The 21,349-nt window shown below is 51.7% G+C and carries 23 protein-coding genes; 9 read left to right on the top strand and 14 right to left on the bottom strand.

All coding sequences use genetic code 11. The features are described from left to right. Window positions 1–28: 28 nt before the first annotated feature. The 10 genes from hypA to yghX all read right to left on the bottom strand — a co-directional run bounded on the left by hypA (window position 29) and on the right by yghX (window position 9,617). Window positions 29–370, bottom strand: coding sequence for a hydrogenase maturation nickel metallochaperone HypA (gene hypA / locus LY264_RS03740; RefSeq protein WP_003828349.1), 342 nt, complete (start codon window positions 368–370; stop codon window positions 29–31). Beyond that, window positions 363–851 (bottom strand): hydrogenase-2 assembly chaperone, encoded by a 489-nt coding sequence (gene hybE / locus LY264_RS03735; RefSeq protein ID WP_008785804.1) that lies wholly within the window; start codon window positions 849–851, stop codon window positions 363–365. Before hybE ends, hypA begins: the two co-directional genes overlap by 8 nt. Continuing rightward, on the bottom strand, window positions 844–1,338 hold the full coding sequence (locus tag LY264_RS03730) for a HyaD/HybD family hydrogenase maturation endopeptidase (RefSeq protein ID WP_032944999.1): 495 nt from the start codon (window positions 1,336–1,338) through the stop codon (window positions 844–846). Before LY264_RS03730 ends, hybE begins: the two co-directional genes overlap by 8 nt. Next, entirely contained in the window at window positions 1,338–3,041 is a 1,704-nt protein-coding gene (gene hybC / locus LY264_RS03725) for a hydrogenase 2 large subunit (RefSeq protein WP_003828353.1), read from the bottom strand. Before hybC ends, LY264_RS03730 begins: the two co-directional genes overlap by 1 nt. Beyond that, complete coding sequence (gene hybB / locus LY264_RS03720; protein WP_003828354.1) at window positions 3,038–4,216, bottom strand: Ni/Fe-hydrogenase cytochrome b subunit; 1,179 nt, start codon at window positions 4,214–4,216, stop codon at window positions 3,038–3,040. Before hybB ends, hybC begins: the two co-directional genes overlap by 4 nt. Further along, a complete protein-coding gene (gene hybA, locus LY264_RS03715; protein ID WP_003828357.1) occupies window positions 4,206–5,192 on the bottom strand; it encodes a hydrogenase 2 operon protein HybA in 987 nt (328 codons plus the stop codon). The genes hybB and hybA overlap by 11 nt, the downstream gene beginning before the upstream one ends. Before the next feature lie 2 nt (window positions 5,193–5,194). After that, window positions 5,195–6,313 carry a hydrogenase 2 small subunit gene (gene hybO / locus LY264_RS03710; RefSeq protein WP_003024486.1) on the bottom strand — a complete coding sequence of 373 codons (1,119 nt, stop codon included), beginning with the start codon at window positions 6,311–6,313 and terminating at the stop codon, window positions 5,195–5,197. A gap of 188 nt (window positions 6,314–6,501) precedes the next feature. Then, entirely contained in the window at window positions 6,502–6,789 is a 288-nt protein-coding gene (locus LY264_RS03705) for a DUF2623 family protein (RefSeq protein ID WP_048225532.1), read from the bottom strand. A gap of 84 nt (window positions 6,790–6,873) precedes the next feature. Beyond that, window positions 6,874–8,514, bottom strand: coding sequence for a methyl-accepting chemotaxis protein (locus LY264_RS03700; protein ID WP_048225534.1), 1,641 nt, complete (start codon window positions 8,512–8,514; stop codon window positions 6,874–6,876). Window positions 8,515–8,729: 215 nt separating this feature from the next. After that, the gene (yghX, locus tag LY264_RS03695; protein ID WP_048225536.1) at window positions 8,730–9,617 is read right to left on the bottom strand and encodes a YghX family hydrolase; all 888 of its coding nucleotides are present in this window, start codon (window positions 9,615–9,617) and stop codon (window positions 8,730–8,732) included. 155 nt (window positions 9,618–9,772) lie between these two features. Here yghX and LY264_RS03690 point away from each other — a divergent pair, with 155 nt between their 5' ends. Then, complete coding sequence (locus LY264_RS03690; RefSeq protein ID WP_032945003.1) at window positions 9,773–10,813, top strand: aldo/keto reductase; 1,041 nt, start codon at window positions 9,773–9,775, stop codon at window positions 10,811–10,813. Between the two features lie 68 nt (window positions 10,814–10,881). Here the strand turns inward: LY264_RS03690 and LY264_RS03685 are convergent, their stop codons facing one another. Continuing rightward, window positions 10,882–11,385 carry an ESA_00282 family adhesion-associated protein gene (locus tag LY264_RS03685; RefSeq protein ID WP_008785809.1) on the bottom strand — a complete coding sequence of 168 codons (504 nt, stop codon included), beginning with the start codon at window positions 11,383–11,385 and terminating at the stop codon, window positions 10,882–10,884. 104 nt (window positions 11,386–11,489) lie between these two features. Between LY264_RS03685 and LY264_RS03680 the strand changes: the two genes are divergently transcribed. Next, entirely contained in the window at window positions 11,490–11,894 is a 405-nt protein-coding gene (locus LY264_RS03680; RefSeq protein ID WP_048225538.1) for a hypothetical protein, read from the top strand. Between the two features lies 1 nt (window position 11,895). Then, window positions 11,896–12,303, top strand: a complete 408-nt coding sequence (locus LY264_RS03675) for a hypothetical protein (protein WP_008785811.1) — start codon at window positions 11,896–11,898, stop codon at window positions 12,301–12,303. A 77-nt stretch (window positions 12,304–12,380) separates the two neighbouring features. On the opposite strand, the gene exbD is transcribed toward LY264_RS03675, so the two are convergent. Beyond that, on the bottom strand, window positions 12,381–12,806 hold the full coding sequence (exbD, locus tag LY264_RS03670; protein WP_008785812.1) for a TonB system transport protein ExbD: 426 nt from the start codon (window positions 12,804–12,806) through the stop codon (window positions 12,381–12,383). 6 nt (window positions 12,807–12,812) lie between these two features. After that, window positions 12,813–13,547, bottom strand: coding sequence for a tol-pal system-associated acyl-CoA thioesterase (exbB, locus tag LY264_RS03665; RefSeq protein ID WP_048225540.1), 735 nt, complete (start codon window positions 13,545–13,547; stop codon window positions 12,813–12,815). A 250-nt stretch (window positions 13,548–13,797) separates the two neighbouring features. Between exbB and metC the strand changes: the two genes are divergently transcribed. Both metC and yghB read left to right on the top strand, forming a co-directional pair. Beyond that, complete coding sequence (gene metC, locus LY264_RS03660) at window positions 13,798–14,985, top strand: cystathionine beta-lyase (protein WP_032945009.1); 1,188 nt, start codon at window positions 13,798–13,800, stop codon at window positions 14,983–14,985. Window positions 14,986–15,116: 131 nt separating this feature from the next. Then, on the top strand, window positions 15,117–15,776 hold the full coding sequence (yghB, locus tag LY264_RS03655; RefSeq protein WP_003024510.1) for a DedA family general envelope maintenance protein YghB: 660 nt from the start codon (window positions 15,117–15,119) through the stop codon (window positions 15,774–15,776). 93 nt (window positions 15,777–15,869) lie between these two features. Here yghB and LY264_RS03650 read toward each other — a convergent pair whose 3' ends face one another. Beyond that, a complete protein-coding gene (locus LY264_RS03650; protein WP_048215538.1) occupies window positions 15,870–16,769 on the bottom strand; it encodes an AraC family transcriptional regulator in 900 nt (299 codons plus the stop codon). A 194-nt stretch (window positions 16,770–16,963) separates the two neighbouring features. Between LY264_RS03650 and yqhD the strand changes: the two genes are divergently transcribed. From yqhD to LY264_RS03630, 4 genes are all read left to right on the top strand, one after another. After that, on the top strand, window positions 16,964–18,127 hold the full coding sequence (gene yqhD, locus LY264_RS03645; RefSeq protein WP_048215537.1) for an alcohol dehydrogenase: 1,164 nt from the start codon (window positions 16,964–16,966) through the stop codon (window positions 18,125–18,127). A gap of 226 nt (window positions 18,128–18,353) precedes the next feature. Then, window positions 18,354–19,181: a 2,5-didehydrogluconate reductase DkgA gene (gene dkgA / locus LY264_RS03640; protein WP_032945014.1), complete on the top strand. Its 828-nt coding sequence runs from the start codon at window positions 18,354–18,356 to the stop codon at window positions 19,179–19,181. Between the two features lie 188 nt (window positions 19,182–19,369). Continuing rightward, complete coding sequence (locus tag LY264_RS03635; RefSeq protein WP_003828381.1) at window positions 19,370–20,824, top strand: DASS family sodium-coupled anion symporter; 1,455 nt, start codon at window positions 19,370–19,372, stop codon at window positions 20,822–20,824. Window positions 20,825–20,868: 44 nt separating this feature from the next. Next, window positions 20,869–21,324, top strand: a complete 456-nt coding sequence (locus LY264_RS03630; RefSeq protein ID WP_008785817.1) for an HIT family protein — start codon at window positions 20,869–20,871, stop codon at window positions 21,322–21,324. The last annotated feature ends 25 nt before the right edge of the window (window positions 21,325–21,349 follow it).

Genomic DNA, 21,349 nt, shown 5'->3' with positions numbered 1-21,349 from the left:
CTGACTCCGCCCCATAGCAACCTATGGGTTATTCGACTTCAATACTTTTCACTTTCAGTGAATCGCCTGCATCAACCCGCAGACGATCGCCCTGACATAGTGGACACTGCGCATCATGCTGGGTGATTTCCACAACCTGACTGCAATCCCAGCACCATGCCTGGGCTGGTTTGTAATCAATATGCAGCTCACACCCTTGCGCCAGCGTGCCCTGACAGACGATGTCGAAACTGAAACGGACGGCGCTCTCTTCAACGCACGAGAGCGCTCCGATTTCCAGCCAAACGCCGGTTACACGTTTGACACCGTGCTGCTCTGCCTGCTGTTGAACAATCTCAACCGCGCTCTGACAAAGGGACAGCTCATGCATTTTCGCAGTTCCGACGACCCAGCAGCAGCGCGCGGCGATTTAGCTGCGGCGCATTCGGATCGCTCACCGGCAGCGATAACAGCATGCGCGCGCAATCGTCAGTCAGACGCACACCTTCTTGCGCCGACATACTGTGCGAAAGCGGCGACATCAGTGAACAGGAAAGGTATTGCGATACGCCCTCCAGTTCACCAACGGTAAAGGTCATCTCGCCATACGGCAGACGCAACCCGATTTTTTCACTGACTTTACGCACCGGCCAGATCTGGTCCGGTCCGGGGAAAATCAGTGCGCTGAGCATCCAGGGTGTGATAACACACCCCGTCCACTGTCCTTCAAACAGCGTAAAATCAGAGACATATACCGGCATATTCGGATGCAAGAACGAGAGGTCGTGCATCGAACGCCGGGCAACCTCTTCAAACGCTGCCTGAATCTGCGTCTTCGGGGCCGTCTGAAAACCGACAAACTCCTCAGACATGAGCCGCCTCCCGAGGGATCGCTTCAACGCCTGATTCGCGAAGCGCGGCAAGAACCTGCTCCAGCGCAGGTTCAATCATCGCTTCAACCGTTGGCGTTAGCCCGATATGCGGTTCCAACGATTCCGGAATAACGCCGACTAAGGTCAGCTTTTTCGGAAACTCGCCGGTAAAACGCAGGGCCGACAATACGTCGGCCAGGCCAAGCTGGTGCGGTGAGATTTTGTTGGTAAACAGCGCCGGGATCTCTTCATCCCGCAGGACCATCATCGTTCCTGGCGTGTTTTTCTTCGACACAATGGCGTCAGCAATGATCAGATGATCTCTGTTCGCCATATCGCCGAGAAGCTCCATCCCAGCCGTACCACCGTCCAGAACATCAACAAAGTCTGGCAGGATGTATCGTTGCTCTAATGCCTCAACGATACGTACCCCGATGGCTTCGTCGGTCAGCAAAATATTGCCGACCCCTAAGACTAATATCCGCATTACAGAACCTTAACTGAGACCACTTCGTTCCCGTCAACGTCCACCACATGCACCGCACATGACATACAAGGGTCGAAGGAGTGAATGGTACGAACCACTTCCAGCGGTTTGTTTGGATCGGCAATCGGCGTACCTACCAGCGAGCGCTCATACGGTCCCACTTCATCATTAAAGTTACGTGGGCCAGAGTTCCAGGTTGACGGTACAACCGCCTGGTAGTTGCTGATAATGCCGTCTTTAATCACCATCCAGTGAGACAGCATACCGCGTGGCGCTTCGAGGAAACCAACACCTTTGAATTCGCCTGTTGCCGGAATATCCGGTTTCACGAAGGTGGTGTGGTCGCCTTTACCGATGTTCACAATCAGCGCGTTGTACTGATCCTGCAGAACGTTCTGCAGTTCACAGCAGTGAACAGTACGGCCAATAATACGGCCCAGCGTAGAGTGCAACTGCGACACTTCGATAGTTTTACCGGTCAGCTTGGTGTAAATCGCGATGATTTCATTCAGCTTGGCATGGGTAGACTCGCGTTTGGCCGCCAGTTTACACAGCATGTTGGCCAGCGGACCCACTTCAACCGTTTTACCGTAGAAGGTCGGTGCTTTAACCCAGGAGTATTTGCCGTCGTCTGACCAACCGGTGTAATCAGGAACCGTTGTGCCTTCCCACGGAGCCTGCGGCGCTTCGTCTTTGTACCACGCGTGTTTCGCACTCTCCTGAATCCCTTTGATCAAGTACTCATCGGAGTGAGAGGTGATCGGACGATAGGTCGACAGATCAGCATCGGTGATGTAACCACCCGGGAACAGGAAACTGCCGTTTTTACCGTCTGTCGGGAATTCCGGCGCACTCAGGTAGTTAACCGCACCCTGACCACGTTCCAGCCACTCAGGATAGAACGCAGCAATAACCGCGGTATCAACCTTGTACACCTGCTCAACGAAGTCGCTCAGCTTATCGATGAAGGACTTGATGTACATCAGGCGTTCAAGGTTCAGCACGCCGAGGCCATCAAGGTTAATTGGGTTAGCAACCCCACCTACCGCCAGGTTCTGGATGTGCGGCGTTTTACCGCCCAACAGTGCCACAACGCGGTTGGCATCACGCTGGCATTCCAGCGCTTGCAGGTAGTGTGCGACCGCAATCAGGTTCACTTCCGGCGGCAGCTGCATTGCCGGGTGACCCCAGCAACCGTTAGCAAAAATGCCTAACTGACCGCTGGCAACAAGATCTTTGATCTTGTTCTGAACCTTGGTGAACTCTTCTGCACTGTTCAGGTGCCAGGAGGACACGCCGTTCAGCATGGCAGACGCTTTCGCTGGGTCAGCTTTCAGTGCAGAAGTGATATCCACCCAGTCCAGCGCAGACAGCTGATAGAAGTGAACAATGTGGTCATGCGTGGTGTGCGCGGCCAGAATGATGTTACGGATATACTGTGCGTTCACCGGAACATCAATATTCAGCGCACTTTCTGCTGCACGAACGGAAGAGATAGCGTGAGTGGTCGTACAAACACCACAGATACGCTGCACAATCATCCAGGCATCGCGCGGATCGCGGTTTTTCACGATCTCTTCCATGCCGCGCCACATGGTACCGGAAGCCCATGCTTTAGATACCACGCCATTTTCGATTTCGCAGTCGATGCGTAAATGACCCTCAATACGGGTTACCGGATCAATAGTAATTCTCTGGCTCATGCTTTGCTCGCCTCATGACGATTTTGATCGTTTTGTTTTAAAGGAGGAAGTATCGGCAGTAGACGAATGAGTACGATGTATGCACAAATCTCAATAGCCACAAAACCAATAGAAATCAACAGCTCTTCCCAGGTTGGGAAGTAGTGGTAGCCACCACCAGGATTGAACGCCACCAGCGAATAGGACAGACGCCATGTTGCACAACCCAGCAATGCGCTCAGCGCAGACAGATACAGCATGCGCGAGTCATTACGCAGCTTAGTGACACGCAGCACCACCAGCGGGAAGACCATCAGCACGACTTCAAGCCAGAACATCAGGGAGTAAAGATCGCCTGAGAACGCATAGGACAGCTTGTCGCGATAGATCAGTTCGCCAAAGCGCAGAACGACGAAAATAGCCAGCAGCACGCTGATGGTATTCGTCAGCTTGATGAACAAACTTTTCTCGTCCGGACCGTTACCTTTCAGACCGGCTTGTACCAACGAGCCTTCAAAGATGACGATCGAGAAGCCCATAATAAAGGCGGTTAATACCGAGAAAAGCGGCAGCATTTCATAAGCTTGCCATAGCGGATGCACCTTATAACCCGCAGAAATCATCAATGAACCCATTGAAGACTGGTGCATGGTTGGCAGCAGCGCGCCGAGGGCAATAATAAAGAACATCACTTTATTCAAACGTTTGAGGGAAACTTTCCACCCCAAGCGTTCAAACAGAGCCGGAGCAAATTCCAGCGCCATGATGCCGATATAGATGGTCATACAGACCGCCGTTTCGAACAGTACCGAGTTCACGTTGAAGTGGCCCGGAATGTAGAAATACGGCAGGTTCCAGTAACGACCGACGTCAATGGTGATCGACAGACCACCCAACGAGTAGCCAAACAGGCTCGCCAGCAGCGCCGGACGAACCAACGGATGGTATTGTCCTCTGTTGAAAACGTACACCGCCCACGCCAGCGCCCAACCGCCGCACGCGAAGCCAGTACCAATCAACAGGTCAAACGCGATCCATACACCCCATGGGAAACCGCCGTTCAGATCGGAGACTGAGCCCAGTCCGAAGACCAGACGTTTCACGATCAGGAGCATACACAGGACGATAAGCGGCCCAAAAATAATGACCGGTTTGCTGATTATTTTTCCGCCCAGCGGTTTAGGATCATGACTCATGATCGTCTCCTCCATCGTGATGGTCGTTTTTCGTGTTACGACGAACCAGCACGGTTAAGCCCGCCAGCGCAGCCAGGGGTAATATCATGCCCTTGTACAGGGAATGTTGAACATGTTCGGAACGCGCACCAGTTGAAAGATCATCCAGCTTCGGCAGATCCAAATCCTCGTAAGGAACACCCGTCAGTACCATAACCTGCGTACCACCACCTTCTTTCTCACCGTACAGGTGCGGGTAGTACTTCGGTACCGTATGCAGATAGGTATCGCCTGCTTTCACCGTCTGACGCGGATAGTGGTATTCGCTACCTGGCTTCAGCGCGAGACGTTTTTTCGCCTCAGCCATCAGCTCTTCACGCGTACCAAAAATCACCGCACCGGCTGGGCACACTTCAACACAACCCGGTAAACCACCTTTGTCCAGACGCTCAACGCCTTTCTGGTTACACAGTTCACATTTGTGAAGCGCACCAAACGGGTTGTTGTAGTCGTACTTAGGCACGTTGTACGGGCAGGCGACCATGCAGTAACGACAGCCCGTGCAGACATCTTTGTCATAATGGACGATGCCGGTTTTCGGATCTTTCTTCAGCGCGGAGACCGGGCAAACGGAAACGCAGTTCGGATCAACACAGTGCATGCACTGTTTCTTGATGTATGCGTAACCATTTTCTTCCTGGTCTTTGTTAACGCCTGTTCCGCTACGCCACACCTGAATGATGTTATTGGTATACGGCGACAGTTTGTCGTTGTTCGACCAGGTTTGCTCGCCTTCCGGGTTACGCGCCGGGAAGTTGATATCCTGACACTTGGTGACACAGGCCTGGCAGCCTACGCACAGCGTCGAGTCATAGAGCATCCCAAGAGAACCAGGGATCGGCGGACGGTTTTCTGCAGCCGCATGGCTGATGGACGGCGCTGCGCCCAACAGCAATGCCCCGCTGGAGGCTGCTTTAATAAAGTTACGTCTGTTCACGGTTATTCTCCCCGTGAGTCAGCGTTATCTTTCTTCTGCTGACGCCCCAGTTCACGAACCGCCATCACGCTGACACCGGCAACCAGTCCTACTACGCCACCCAGCAGTCCAATCGCTCCGGCAGAAACATTGCCGCCTTCTTTCATGTTGACATCAGGTTTCTCGGAACGCGGCGTTTGGTTTTCCACGTGAGCAAGCTGGTGAATACCTTTATGGAAGCCGACGCCTTCTTCGTTACAGCCGTAGCAAGGGTGACCGATAGCCACCGGCCACACGCCACCCACATCGCAGAATTGCAGCGTTGAGCAGTTGCCGTAGGTTTCTGGTCCTTTACAGCCCAGATGGTAGAGGCACCAACCTTCACGGTGGCCTTCATCGCCAAACTCTTTAGCAAAGCGACCAGCATCGAAGTGCGGGCGGCGTTCGCAGTGTTCGTGAATCAAACGGCCATAGGCGAATGTCGGACGGTTTTTGGTATCCAGCTTCGGCGGCTTACCATAAGTGATGATATGCGCGACCGTTGCGAGGAAGTTATGCGGGTTCGGCGGACAGCCGGGGATGTTGATGATGGTTTTGCCTGGCAGAACTTCTTGCAGGCCGACGGCACCCGTTGGGTTAACGCCAGCGGCAGCAACACCACCCCACGCGGCGCAAGAGCCGATGGCAATGATAGCGGCTGCGCCTTCTGCGGCCCGGCGGATGTGATCCACGATCGGCTCACCGGCAACCATGCAGTAAATACCATTATCTTTCAGTGGGATAGAACCATCTACTACCAGAACATATTGCCCTTTGTACTTCTCCAGTGCGTTATGTTTGTTCTCTTCGACCTGATGGCCGAAGGCGGCAGAGAGCACCTCATGGTATTCCAGAGAGATTGTCTCCAGAACGAGGTTTTCCACTGTAGGGTGTGTCGCGCGAAGCAGCGATTCAGTACAACCCGTACACTCCTGAGCACCAATCCAGATAACCGGTGGGCGCTGAGGACGAGAAACTGATTCGGCCATTTCTGCGGCGGCTTTGCTACTGAGCCCCATGGTAGCGGCCAGTGCTGCACAAAGCTTCATGAAATCACGGCGATTAATGCCGCTCGAATTGATGAGAGAGTTATCTCCAGTCATTTTATAGTTATTCCGTTGCGAAGACCTGGCTTTTATTTTGCACCATTCGCATGTTGCATATTGCGATCGGCGCGCCATTACCACACTTTTTATATGGTTATGTGCATTATAATACTTCGGCGGAGCAACAAAACGAAGGCGTAGGTCAATAGTGTAATTAATTAAAGCAAGATAATACCCCTTTCGGATCAAGCTTCGAGTCGATAGCCGGCCATGAAAAACCGAATTGTTGTACTGGACAGGTTCTCTTTAAAGAAATCCATCACCATCTCTTTATCCAGCCCATAACGGCGCGTCAGGATCCCCGCTTCCCACGCGCTGAGCTGTCGATCGCCCGTTTTTTCAAACATTCGATGTGAAAATCCCAGCACAAAACCACGCTTATAATCCGCACAAAAATTCGCCACCGAGCGTGCACTGTCCGCACTTGAGGCGTTTAATCCGGCCATCAGGCCTTTACCAAAATGGTTGTCCATGCATAACCCTCAATCGCTATATAATAAATTATATAGCGATTTTTTAAGCAAAGACCAGAGGTATCACGAACTTTTTATAACGGCTTAAAAGGACACCCACTCATCCGTTTTAGCGGCCGCAGACGTTTTGCTGTCTGCTGAAGAGGAAGCGGTTTGACTGGCTGCGTATTGCACATCATTAGCGGAAAGGCGGAACTGTTGCACCGAGCGTTGCAGCTCCTCTGTTTGTCGTTCCAACGCCACTGCCGCGGCGGAAACTTGTTCTACCAATGCAGCGTTCTGTTGCGTTACGCTGTCCATCTGCGTGATCGCCACGCTCACCTGCGAGATACCCTTATTCTGTTCTTCCGAGGCAGAGGCAATTTGCTTCATGATGACAGTCACTTCGGTGGCGCCGCGCAGAATCGCCTCCATGGTTAATCCTGTTTCTTTAACCAGACGAGCGCCCTGATCAACACGACGCGATGACTCGCCAATCAGCGTCTCAATCTCTTTCGCCGCCCCGGCGCTGCGACTGGCAAGGTTGCGTACTTCACCGGCGACGACGGCAAAACCGCGCCCCTGCTCGCCTGCCCTGGCTGCTTCAACCGCCGCGTTCAGCGCCAGAATGTTGGTCTGGAAAGCAATGCTATTAATAACTGACGTGATTTCCGCGATCTGTTTAGAGCTGGCGGCAATGCCGTCCATCGTCTCAACCACTTCCGAAACCAGCGTGCTCCCTTTGCCTGCCGTTTCTGTGGCCGTATCGGCAAGCTGGCTGGCTTCACGCGCATTTTCTGCGTTCAGTTTTACCGTTGCGGTCAGTTGCTCCATGCTGGCAGCGGTCTCTTCCAGAGCCGCAGCCTGCTCTTCAGTACGTGAGGAGAGATCGTTGTTCCCGGTGGAAATTTCCGTCGCCCCTCGCCAGATGTTGTCACTACCTGAACGGATGGTACTGACGGCTTCACGCAGGCTATCCTGCATCGCGCACAATAACGGCACCAGTTGCCCCACACAGTTACGACCAAAATCTTCGATGGGATGGCTGAGATCGCCCTGCGCAATCTGCTGGAACTGTTGGCGAATACGTCCCAGCGGTTTCACCATCATGGAAACAAGGTAGCGGTCGGTAAAGAAAAGGAGGGCAATCCCAAGAATAACGGCGGTGATAATTAGCGTCCGGATGATAGAGGTTTTGCCATCGACCATCACGCGGGTGGTATCGAGTCGCTCACCTGCCGTGGCGTTAAAACGCTCGGCACTGGCGCCAAATTCACGGCTCAACGCGGGTGTAATAGTGCTGGCATGCTCCGCAAAGGCCGTAAGCGTGCCCTGCTGCGCCAGTTGCATTTGCGGGATCACGCCGTTGTCCAGCAGCGCCTGCCACTTCGTCAGTACTGCGTTAGCGACGTCAGGATCCATTGGTCCCGGAGACAACGTTTTCATCTCCTGGAGTTTTTTGCTCATATTCTCCAGGGACTGTTGCGCTGGCGCAAAATCAGGCATTCCGCCACTCATTTTGACATCCATGGCGCGACTTAAGCGCGTTACGAAGCGAAAGTACTGATCGTTACCCTGACTGAGAACCGTCATCTGATGGACAAGATGACGGTCAATATCATTGCCTTCAGATATTTTTGATAACGAATGAAGACTGAATAAACCCACGCCCGACCAGAGCAGGCAAAAAAGTCCCAGTATTGCCAACATGACAATACGAATAGTGAAGTTTTTCAGCAAACGCATAATAATTTCCTTGCCGTTGATGAGGAATTCGCCATCAGGCGATACTTATCCTTGTTATCGGCAGGCAGTAGAGAAGATATAATGCGTTCTTTATTTTTTTACTTTCTTAAGTACATCCACTATCTCTCCACACTATATCAATATGAATGCTAATGAAATTAGGTAGCATTATTATTCAGGTAATTAGTTATAAGCATTAAATAATCTATTGTTTTCTATCGCAAATATTTGTTAAACCACGCAAGAGTACGTTCCCAGGCTAAATCAGCGGCAGCTTTATCATAACGGGGGGTCGAATCGTTGTGAAAGCCATGATTAACACCGGGATAGATATAGGCTTCATAGACTTTCTTATTGGCCTTAAGCGCCGCTTCATAGGCAGGCCATCCCTCATTAATACGTGTGTCTAATTGCGCATAGTGCAGTAATAAAGGCGCGTTTATTTTAGGGACATCTGATGTAGGAACCTGCCGCCCATAAAAAGGCACCGCGCAGGCCAGTTCAGGGAAAGCCACAGCAGCGGCATTCGACACACCACCACCGTAGCAAAATCCGGTAATACCTACCTTTCCCGTCGCCCCTGAATAATGTTGCATAAATTCAATGGCGGCAAAAAAATCATTCATCAACTTTACGGGATCAACCTGCTGCTGCAATTCCCGACCTTTATCATCATTGCCAGGATATCCCCCTACCGAACTTAATCCATCCGGCGCAAGTGCCATAAAGCCCGCCTTCGCCACCCGTCTCGCCACATCTTCAATATACGGATTCAGCCCACGATTCTCATGCACTACCACCACGGCCGGAACTTTCCCTGTCACCTTCGCAGGTTTAACTAAATACCCCCGCACATCACCATGCCCTTCTGGCGAAGGATAGGTAATATATTCCGCCAGAATATCGGGATCGGTAAATTCTACCTGCGTTGCGAGGGCATAGTTGGGTTTCAATAAATTGAATAAGGCCAACGCCGTCATGCCACCCACTGCATATTTCGCTGCCAGATTGAGAAACTCGCGTTTCGTTATTTTGCCATGCGCGTAATAGTCATAGTAGTCGAGCAGTTCTTGCGGAAAATCTTTGGCAGTCAAACGCGGCATCGTCGCACTCCTGATTGATGTTTTTTTAAGCAAAGCACAGTGACCTGTTTTTGCCCAGTTTTTCATCTCAGTGTGACCTGGTGAACGGGATATTCACCGTGAACCCGCTAGAATAGAAACGTTGTTTCGAAATTCACCTGCACTAAGGAGATCTCATGGCCTGGTTTGCCAATCCTGAACGTTACGAGCAGATGCTCTATCGCTACTGTGGGCGCAGCGGTTTGCGTTTACCCGCGCTATCGCTGGGTTTATGGCACAGTTTTGGGCACGTTCAGGCGCTGGATTCACAGCGCGCCCTGTTGCGTAAAGCATTTGATTTAGGCATCACGCATTTTGATTTAGCCAATAACTATGGGCCGCCACCAGGCAGCGCAGAAGAGAATTTTGGCCGATTACTGCGCGAGGATTTTGCACACTATCGCGATGAACTGATTATCTCCACCAAGGCAGGCTATGACATGTGGCCTGGGCCATACGGTTCTGGCGGTTCGCGCAAATACCTGCTCGCCAGCCTCGACCAGAGTCTGAAACGCATGGGTCTCGACTATGTCGATATCTTCTACTCTCACCGCGTTGACGAAAATACGCCAATGGAAGAGACCGCCTCGGCGCTGGCCCACGCCGTGCAAAGCGGTAAAGCGCTGTATGTCGGCATATCATCCTATTCTCCGGAACGTACGCAGAAAATGGCCGAGTTGATGCGGGAATGGAAAATTCCATTGCTGATCCATCAGCCGTCTTACAACCTGCTTAACCGCTGGGTAGACAGCAGCGGCCTGCTGGATACGCTGGAATCCAACGGCATGGGCTGCATCGCATTTACGCCGCTGGCTCAGGGACTGCTGACGGGGAAATACCTCAACGGTATTCCGGAAGGTTCACGCATGCAGCGTGAAGGGAAAAAGGTTCGTGGGTTAACGGAAAACATGCTGACGGAAGAAAACCTTACCAGCCTGCGTTTGCTTAATGAGATGGCGCAACAGCGTGGACAGTCGATGGCACAAATGGCCTTAAGCTGGCTGCTAAAAGACAACAGGGTAACGTCGGTATTGATTGGCGCCAGTCGACCGGAGCAACTGGAAGAAAACGTTCAGGCGCTGGCGAATCTGACGTTCAGCGCCGAAGAACTGGCGCAGATCGATAAGCACGTCGCGGACGGTAAGCTGAACCTGTGGCAGGCCTCATCTGACAAATAGCCGTAGGTAATACCGTGCCGGGTAGCAACGTTGTTCTTCCCGGCACATAATACGGGCCAGCCAGCTCCTCACACCTCTTCTGCTTTGATTTCTGGGCGCTGATATTCAGGCCACACCAGCGCGACAAGTGCAGGGTAGGCTTCCAGGCTGAACTCCCTGAAGCACTGACGTAAGTTAAGCACGTCCAGATCGGCATGCGGGACTTTCTCGCCACTCAGACAGCGTTTTTTAATATTGTCGTAATATTTATACACTGCAGAGTTGAGATCGCTGCAACGCCGCTGTGCATCAAATAGCCCTGGCGTCTCATTCAGCTCCACCATTGTCATCCGTTTGATCGTCGAGTGGATAAAATCGATATATTCGTGATTGACGCGCCAATACCAAACCGGAGTAATCGAATTCATCAGTACCGAGAAATGATCTTCACCCTCTTCTTTACTCAGTATTTCCGGCTGGTTTTCAGCGTATCCATTTTCTGCATTACGGTTTTTATTTGCACTGCGCATCAACAAAAGTACCCCGCAGGTCAGCAATAGCAGGGTAATAACAGAATAAAATATACTGTTCATATACTGGCTCCATTTTTTTTGATTTTAAAATTACGCCATGCTATTGTCAACGCGGCATGGTTTATTTAAAACAACATATCATTGGCATCAAAGGATATTTCAACATGCTTCCCGAGCATCTTGTTCCCTCGTGTTTTCACTTATCCAGCTCACCTGACAATACCACCTCCACAGATAATAGTGAAAATTTGACTCAGGGGAAGATAACATTAAGCGATTACGAATCCGATATTTTGATTAGCTCAACCGCTACCGGTCAGTCACGAAATATGCTATTTGAAGAGTGCGACCGCCATTTAAAAGAGCGTCTATTTCGTGCAGCAAAAATTGAGTCATTCTCTCGTCTACTCAATTCACTACAGGCAGAAGGCGACATTAATGCACAAGAATTAAGTAAAATTTTGACTCAAAAAACAGCCATCATAAATGAACAGGGCAACAAAATTTGGCTTAATTTAATTACCCGTGAAACCAGCGACCCTATTTTTTATTCTCTGGAAGAGAAATAAAATGAAAGATGTTGAGGATAATAATGTTTATTTGGCTTTAGATAACCATAAAAGCGATGAGTTTGTCTTAAAGCAAAATTTAGCCGTGTTGATTGCCAATAAAAACGCGACACTGGAAAGCGTTGCTCAGGAGATAGTCTCTATTCCCGCTGCACTGGTGCGGATGAAATGGCAAAATCGCCGTGAAATTTACTCGCTACAGGCTAAAGAAGAGATCTACGGTGCCGCGATCGAAGCCATTATGGAGCAGCAACCAGAACTGCGGGACAAAATCATGGCCCGACTGGAAAGCACCTACCAGCATATACTCGCGCGGGAAACGGCCACCTTACGCCTGACGCGAAAGCTGTCTGAAGGGAACTACGAACCCACCAGGATAACCACGGTCGCGTTAGATGAGAACAGATAAGAACAAGAGTGCAAGGGAGTTGAATCAGGAGAGACACGCCGGGTAAGGCGGCAACCATTACCCGGCAATGATGAGGATTACTTCGCTTTCACAGTCTCTTCGCCAACCAGACCAATCTTCAGGAAGCCCGCCTGATGCAGCGTATCCATCACCTTCATCATGGTCTCATAATCAACGGTTTTATCTGCCCGGAAGAAAATCGTGGTGTCTTTCTTCCCGTCAGTTAACGCATTTAGCTCGTTAATCATGGTTTCATCCGTCACCTGATTGTTGCCAATAAACATACTCTTATCGGCTTTAACTGACAGGTAAACCGGTTTTTCCGGACGCGGCTGCGGCGTGCTGGTGGAGGCAGGAAGATTCACCTTCACATCTACGGTTGCCAACGGCGCGGCAACCATAAAGATGATCAATAAAACCAACATAACGTCGATAAACGGCGTCACGTTGATTTCATGCATTTCACCGTTGTCGTCCAGGTTTTCATTAAAGCTCATTGCCATGGAACATTATCCTACACGTAATTTCTGCGCTGCACGTACCGGATGCGCGGATGCGCTTGCATTCAGGTCCAGATCGCGACTTTGCAGCAACAGCACCTGTGCCGCGACGTCACCCAGCATCGCTTTATAGCTGCCAATCTGACGTGCGAAAATGTTGTAGATAACAACCGCTGGAATTGCTGCAACCAGACCAATTGCGGTCGCTAACAGCGCTTCTGCGATACCCGGCGCAACAACGGCCAGGTTGGTGGTTTGAGTTTGTGCAATCCCGATGAAGCTATTCATGATGCCCCATACGGTACCGAACAGACCGACGAATGGTGAGATAGCCCCGATGGTGGCCAGGTATCCGTTACCGCGGCCCATATGACGACCTACCGCCGCCACACGACGCTCCAGACGGAAGCCGGTACGCTCTTTAATGCCTTCGTTATCGTCGCTGCCTTCTGACAGTTCCAGCTCGTTCTGCGCTTCGTTAATCAACTGTGCGCCCAGGCTTTTGCCATCGAATCCTGCGGCAATTTCACTTGCCTGATCTAAAGAGCGGGCATCTGCCAGCAGTTGCTGTTCACGCTTAAGGCGGCGTTTCTGAGTAAAGAACTCAAGGCTCTTACTAAAGAAGATAGCCCAGGTGACCACTGACGCCAAAATCAGCCCAATCATCACGCACTTAACCACGATATCGGCGTGCTGATACATACCCCAGACGGAAAGATCCGTCTGCATCAAATTATTACCCACTCTGTATCTCCAGGACGCAAATCACAAAATCTGAGCGTAATCATATCAAAACGACGTCGAATTGATAGTCGTTCTCATTACTATTTACATATTGCCGCACCTTTGGTTTCTTTTCCTTGCGCTTACGCAGTAAAAAAGTCACCAGAAGCATTTTGAGATTATTTTCTACTGTATGACCGTTCTGCAGGATGCGTCATCTTTGATTCATGGTAGTTTAGACATCCAGACGTATAAAAACAGGTAAGACAACATGGCAGATAAGCAACTTGAAACCAAGCTCGTTCACGCAGGACGCAGTAAAAAGTACACGCTGGGCTCAGTAAATAGCGTGATCCAGCGCGCTTCTTCGCTGGTATTTGACACCGTAGAGGCCAAAAAACAGGCCACGCACAACCGGGCGAACGGTGCGCTTTTCTATGGGCGTCGCGGAACCCTGACGCATTTCTCTCTGCAGGAAGCGATGTGCGAACTGGAAGGCGGCGCGGGTTGCGCGCTGTTCCCCTGTGGTGCGGCGGCCGTTGCCAACACCATCCTTGCCTTTGTGGAGCAAGGGGATCATGTGCTGATGACCAATACCGCCTATGAACCCAGTCAGGATTTCTGTACCAAAATTCTCGGCAAGCTCGGCGTGTCCACCGGCTGGTTCGATCCGCTGGTTGGCGCCGATATCGTTAAGCACATACAGCCGAACACGAAAGTCGTATTTCTGGAATCTCCCGGTTCTGTCACTATGGAAGTGCATGATGTTCCGGCTATTGTTGCCGCCGTCAGAAGCGTCGCGCCGGATGCAATCATCATGATTGATAACACCTGGGCTGCCGGGGTGCTGTTCAAAGCGTTGGATTTTGGCATCGATATCTCTATTCAGGCAGGCACCAAATATCTGATTGGTCATTCTGACGGCATGGTCGGCACGGCGGTATCTAATGCCCGCTGCTGGGATCAACTGCGCGAAAATGCCTATCTGATGGGGCAAATGCTGGACGCCGATACCGCCTATATGACCAGCCGTGGACTGCGTACGCTGAGCGTTCGCCTGCGTCAGCACCATGAAAGCAGCTTAAAGGTCGCCGAGTGGCTGGCCAGCCATCCGCAGGTCGCCCGCGTGAACCACCCGGCACTGCCCGGCAGTAAAGGGCATGAATTCTGGAAGCGTGATTTTACCGGTAGTAGCGGCCTGTTCTCCTTTGTATTGAATAAGAAGCTCAATAATGAGGAGCTTGCTGCGTATCTGGATCACTTCAGCCTGTTCAGCATGGCCTACTCCTGGGGCGGTTTTGAGTCGCTGATTCTCGCCAACCAGCCGGAACACATTGCGGCAATCCGTCCGCAAGGCGAGGTGGATTTCAGCGGAACGCTCATCCGTTTACATATCGGTTTAGAGAATGTTGACGATCTGATTGCCGATTTGGCCGCAGGATTTGCCCGAATCGAGTAAAATTGCCACAGATGGACATATATGCAGACACTTCTGGTGGAAAAGTCTGCAATTGTTGCGTCCGGGATCAAGGCATCCCGGGCAATTCAGGAGTACAATCCACACATAAACGCTGTTCCACAGGAAAGTCCATGGTAGTCATTCAAGATATTGTCTCCGCGCTCTGGCAACACGATTTTGCCGCACTGGCGGATCCGCACGTTGTGAGCGTGGTGTACTTCGTCATGTTCGCCACGCTGTTTTTAGAAAATGGCCTGCTGCCCGCCTCCTTTTTACCCGGAGACAGCCTGTTATTACTGGCAGGAGCGCTGATCGCTCAGGACGTGATGAGTTTTTTACCTACCATAGCTATTCTGACGGCCGCAGCCAGTCTGGGCTGCTGGCTGAGTTATATTCAGGGACGCTGGCTAGGCAACACGCGCACGGTGAAAGGCTGGTTGGCGCAATTACCGGAAAAATACCATCAGCGCGCGACCTGCATGTTTGACCAACACGGTCTGATGGCGCTGCTGGCAGGGCGTTTCCTGGCGTTTGTTCGCACCTTACTGCCAACGATGGCGGGCATTTCAGGGCTTCCTAACCGTCGGTTCCAGTTTTTTAACTGGCTGAGTGGCCTGCTGTGGGTCACCGTCGTCACCAGTTTCGGCTATGCGCTGAGCATGATCCCGTTCGTTAAACGCCATGAAGATCAGGTGATGACCTTTCTAATGATCCTGCCGATTGCCCTGTTAACCGCAGGATTGTTGGGAACATTGTTCGTGGTGATTAAAAAAAAATACTGTAGCGCCTGAGTATTATCCGTAGCCGGGGTAATTCCCGGCATTATGCCTGATGGCGCGCGGCTTTAAGGCCTACGGTATACCTGTCAGGCCTACTACAAGAAATCAACTCCCCTGCATCATACGAATTCTTGCCGCATCTTCCCCCGGCGTTACGCCAAAGAAACGTTTGAACTCCCGACTGAATTGCGATGCGCTCTCATAGCCGACGCGCATGGCTGCCGCACTGGCCTTCATCCCATCGTGAACCATCATCATCCGTGCTTTATGCAGGCGATAGCTCTTAAGATATTGCAGCGGCGACGTGCTGGTCACCGCTTTAAAATTATGATGAAAAGCCGACACGCTCATGTTCGCCTCTGCCGCCAGCTGTTCTACATTGAGGTTTTCGGTGTATTTGGTTTCAATCCGCTTCAGTACCCGGCTTATCAAACTGAAATGCGTCTGGCGACTGACCAGAGCAAGTAACGCGCCGCCGCGCGGTCCGGTCAGCACATGGTAGAGGATCTCGCGAATAATCTGTTTCCCCAGAATACGCGCATCCAGCGGTCGCTCCATCACATCCAGCAGGCGCTCAGCAGCGCAGAGAATTTCGTCAGAGAGCGTTGCAGAGTTAATCCCGCTGGCCGCCATGGCGGGCTGGAACAGCTCGTCTTCCCCAATGTCCATCAGCAGCTCCTGCAATTGCAGGATATCGACATTCAGGTAAATACCGGCCAGAGGAACCTCCGGCGTCGCATAGGTTTCACATTCAAAGGGTAAAGGTACGGTTAGCAGCAGGTATTCATTGGCGTCATAGCGAAAAACGCGCTCATTGATGTAACCAATTTTATGTCCCGAAAAGAGAAATATGATGCCTGGCTGATACATGACCGGTGTACGCGCCGCCGGCTCCGTACCGTGTAGCAGGCGGACATCTGGCAGCAGTTCGTTAAGTCTATTTTCATTGTTTTTCAGCTGCTTAATTTTATCTGTCAGCAGAAGACAGATCTCATCACGGTTCATGGGACACCATTTCATCATCGGTTTTCGACCCTGACATAATGCGCAGATTTATCCGTTTTCTCCAGCAGTCTGTAGAAATGGGCAAGACATCGGCAGAAATGAGCATTGAGAGCAGCGCGGCGGGCGACCACAATGTTCATCATCCGGCAGACACTCACCTGCCCTCTTTTATTACCCACCAAAGGGAACGAGCAATGAACAACTTTAATCTCCATACCCCAACACGTATTTTGTTTGGTAAAGGCGCGATTGCTGAGCTGCGCGATCAAATTCCTCAGGACGCTCGCGTACTGGTTACCTACGGCGGCGGCAGCGTGAAAAAAACTGGCGTCCTGGCGCAGGTTCAGGACGCGCTGAAAGGCCTGGATGTGCTGGAGTTTGGCGGTATCGAGCCAAACCCGTCTTATGAAACGCTGATGAACGCAGTAAAAATCGTGCGTGATGAGAAAGTGACGTTTCTGCTGGCGGTAGGTGGCGGTTCAGTGCTGGACGGCACCAAATTCATCGCGGCAGCGGCACAGTACGCTGATGGCATCGATCCATGGCGCATTCTGGAAACCCACGGCAACGACGTAACAAGCGCCATCCCGATGGGCTCCGTATTAACCCTGCCTGCAACCGGCTCTGAATCTAACTCCGGCGCGGTAATTTCGCGTAAAACCACCGGCGATAAACTGGCCTTTATGACCCCGTTTGTGCAGCCAGTATTTGCCGTTCTGGATCCGGTTTACACCTACACCCTGCCGCCGCGTCAGGTTGCAAACGGCGTTGTGGATGCTTTTGTTCATACCGTGGAACAGTATGTGACTTATCCGGTAGACGGGAAAATTCAGGATCGCTTTGCCGAAGGCATTCTGCTCACGCTGGTAGAAGAAGGTCCGAAAGCCTTGCAGGAGCCGGAAAACTACAACGTGCGTGCGAACGTCATGTGGGCGGCAACCCAGGCGCTGAACGGCCTGATTGGCGCAGGCGTACCGCAGGACTGGGCAACGCATATGCTGGGCCATGAACTGACCGCAATGCACGGTCTGGATCATGCTCAAACGCTGGCCATCGTTCTGCCAGCGCTGTGGAATGAAAAACGTGATACCAAGCGTGCCAAACTGCTGCAATACGCAGAGCGTATCTGGAATATCACCGAAGGTTCCGACGACCAGCGCATCGACGCCGCCATTGCCGCTACCCGCGCTTTCTTCGAACAAATGGGCGTACCCACTCGCCTGTCTGACTATGGCCTGGACGGTAGCTCCATCCCGGCATTGCTGGAAAAACTGGAAGCACACGGTGGTACGCAACTGGGCGAACATCAGGATATTACGCTTGAAGTCAGCCGTCGGATTTACGAAGCTGCCCGCTAAGGTTTTTTAACCTCCGCCTTTCGTTTTTGGGTATTTATACCAGGCTTAAGTCACACCTAACTCACCGGGGGCTGCCCCGGTGAACTCAATTTACACCCAATCATTCATGATGCATCGAGGCGGCAATTAAGTGAATCCCAGGGAGCGTACATAAGTACGTGACCGGGGTAAACGCAAGCAGCCAACAAAGAGGCAGCCTGAAGGATTAAGTGTGGGGGGGGGAATTATGACCAGTCCAACCATTATCAAGCTACAGGATGGTAACGTCATGCCACAACTGGGCCTGGGGGTCTGGAAGGCAAGCAACGAAGAAGTCATCACCGCCATTCATAAAGCGCTGGAAGTGGGCTATCGCTCAATTGATACCGCTGCGGCGTACAAAAACGAAGAAGGTGTCGGCAAAGCAATACGCGATGCTGGCGTACCACGGGACGAGTTATTCATCACCACCAAGCTGTGGAATGATGACCAAAAACGCCCCCGGGAAGCCTTGCTCGAAAGCATGGAAAAACTCCAGCTTGATTACCTCGATCTATACCTGATGCACTGGCCGGTTCCGGCGATCGACCACTACGTTGAAGCGTGGGAAAACATGATCGACCTGCAAAAAGAAGGGCTGATTAAGAGCATCGGCGTGTGCAACTTTCAGATCAATCATCTCCAGCGGTTGATGGATGAAACCGGCGTACCTCCGGTGATTAACCAGATCGAACTTCATCCGCTTATGCAACAGCGCCAACTGCACGCCTGGAACGCAACGCATAAAATCCAGACCGAATCCTGGAGCCCGCTGGCGCAGGGCGGCAAAGACGTCTTTGATCAAAAGATCATCCGTGACCTCGCTGAGAAATATGGCAAATCACCGGCGCAGATTGTCATCCGCTGGCACCTGGATAGCGGGCTGGTGGTGATTCCAAAATCGGTCACCCCTGCGCGTATCGCAGAAAACTTTAACGTCTGGGACTTCCGCCTGGATAAAGACGAATTAGGCGAAATCGCGAAACTCGATCAGGGCAAACGTCTGGGGCCAGACCCGGATCAGTTCGGCGGTTAACCCCTTCCCTCCAGCCCGACACTCTCGTCGGGCCTTTACTGATTTGAAATATCAGGAAACAATTCACACACATATATTGATGTATTTCTTGCAGTCGCTGGAGCAGCATTACGCAACATAACCTGTTAATTATTAAATAAATATATTTATTTGATGAATACATTCACCATATCCATAGGTGCGTAAACGTGACTGAGAAAAAAAGTAGCGGAGTCAAATGGCTCCCATTAATTCTTATAATATTCATTTCTGCCGGACTGTGGCAGCTTACTCCACCTTCCGGGTTAAGTGCGCCAGCCTGGCATTCAGCAATTATTTTCGTCGCGACTATTGCCTCTATCGTGGCAAAAGTTTTACCCATCGGCGCGGTCGGCATTATTGGGATTACGGTTTTTGCACTCGCCTATGCTGCCGGGGATAAAACCGCCAGCGGCGCTATCACCACGGCACTGAGTGAGCTGAACAGTTCACTTATCTGGCTTATTGTCGTGGCTTTTATGATTGCCCGCGGGTTTATCAAAACCGGCCTCGGACGACGCATTGCGCTGCAGATGATCCGTCTGCTCGGCAAGCGCACGCTGGGACTCGCCTATGGTCTGGCTTTTGCCGATCTGATCCTCTCCCCGGCAATGCCGAGTAATACAGCACGCTGCGGCGGCGTCATCTATCCGATTGCTGACTCTCTGGCACGCAGTTTCCATTCGAACCCGGAAGATGAGTCCCGCAGTAAAATCGGTACCTTTCTTATCACCTGTATTGGCAACGTCAACGACGTCACCGCCGCGCTCTTTATGACCGGCTATACCGGCAACCTGTTGGCGGTGAAACTGGCGGCCAATGCGGGCGTCACGCTGACCTGGGGCGGCTGGTTTATGGCGGCTCTGCTGCCATGCCTTGTGTCATTACTGCTGGTTCCACTGCTGGTCTACTGGATCGTGCGCCCGGAAATTAAACACACGCCGGATGCCCCTAACCTGGCGCGCAAAGAGCTGGCGGAAATGGGCAGTATGTCTCGCGGCGAATGGCTGATGCTGGCTACTGTCGGCGTACTGCTGGTGCTGTGGATTTTTGGCGATACGTTAGGCGTCGACGCCACCACAGCCTCGTTCGTGGGACTGTCCATTTTATTGCTAAGCGGCGTTCTGAGCTGGGAAGATGTGAAGAGCGAGAAAGGCGCATGGGACACACTGATTTGGTTTGCCGCGCTGTTGATGATGGCGAACCAGCTGAAAAAACTGGGCTTCACCACCTGGTTTGGCAATCTGATCGGCGATAGCCTGAGCAGTACTATGCACGGTACCAGTTGGGTGATCGTCCTGCTGCTGCTGAACGCTGCCTACTTCTATACCCACTACTTTTTTGCCAGCGGTAATGCACAGATTGCCGCGCTGTACGCCGTTTTCCTTGGTGTCGGCCTGCATCTGAATATTCCCGCAGCCCCCACGGCATTAATGCTGGCCTTCACCAGCAGTTTGTACTGCTCGCTCACCCAGTACACTCATGCTCGCGGTCCAATCCTGTTTGGTGCCGGGTACGTTCCAACGGGCGTCTGGTGGCGTACAGGATTTATCATCAGCTTGTTTAACCAGGCGGTGTTTATCACCGTGGGTCTGATGTGGTGGAAGGTGTTGGGTCTGTACTAAACTGACTGCGTCCTGACGAATCACCTTACCTGCGGAGAAAAGGAATGACCTGTATTTTCTGTCAAATAGTTGAAGGTAAAGCACCCTGCCATAAGGTCTGGGAAGACGAGCATCATCTGGCTTTTCTGTCGATTTTCCCGAACACCGACGGTTTCACCGTGGTGATCCCGAAAAAGCATTATCCCAGCTATGCCTTCGATATGCCGCCGCAGGCACTGGCTGATCTGATGCTGGCGACCCAAAAAGTGGCTAAGAAACTGGATAAAGCTTTCCCGGATGTCAGTCGTACGGGGATGTTCTTCGAAGGTTTCGGCGTAGACCATGTGCACAGCAAATTAAGCCCCATGCACGGTACTGGCGATCTAACCCACTGGAAACCGATTGAAGCGCGGCAGAACAAATTTTTCGAGCAGTATGAAGGATATCTTTCGTCACACGATCATGAACGAGCGGATGATGCAAAACTGGCCGCATTAGCGGCCAGAATTCGTGAAGCATAAATACTGAGTCTCTCTGCCGGATGGC

The organism is Citrobacter portucalensis (genome assembly GCF_023374935.1).
GTDB lineage: Bacteria > Pseudomonadota > Gammaproteobacteria > Enterobacterales > Enterobacteriaceae > Citrobacter > Citrobacter portucalensis.
The sequence above is the reverse complement of the archived record's forward strand: the minus strand, read 5'-3'. Positions and strand labels throughout refer to the sequence as shown.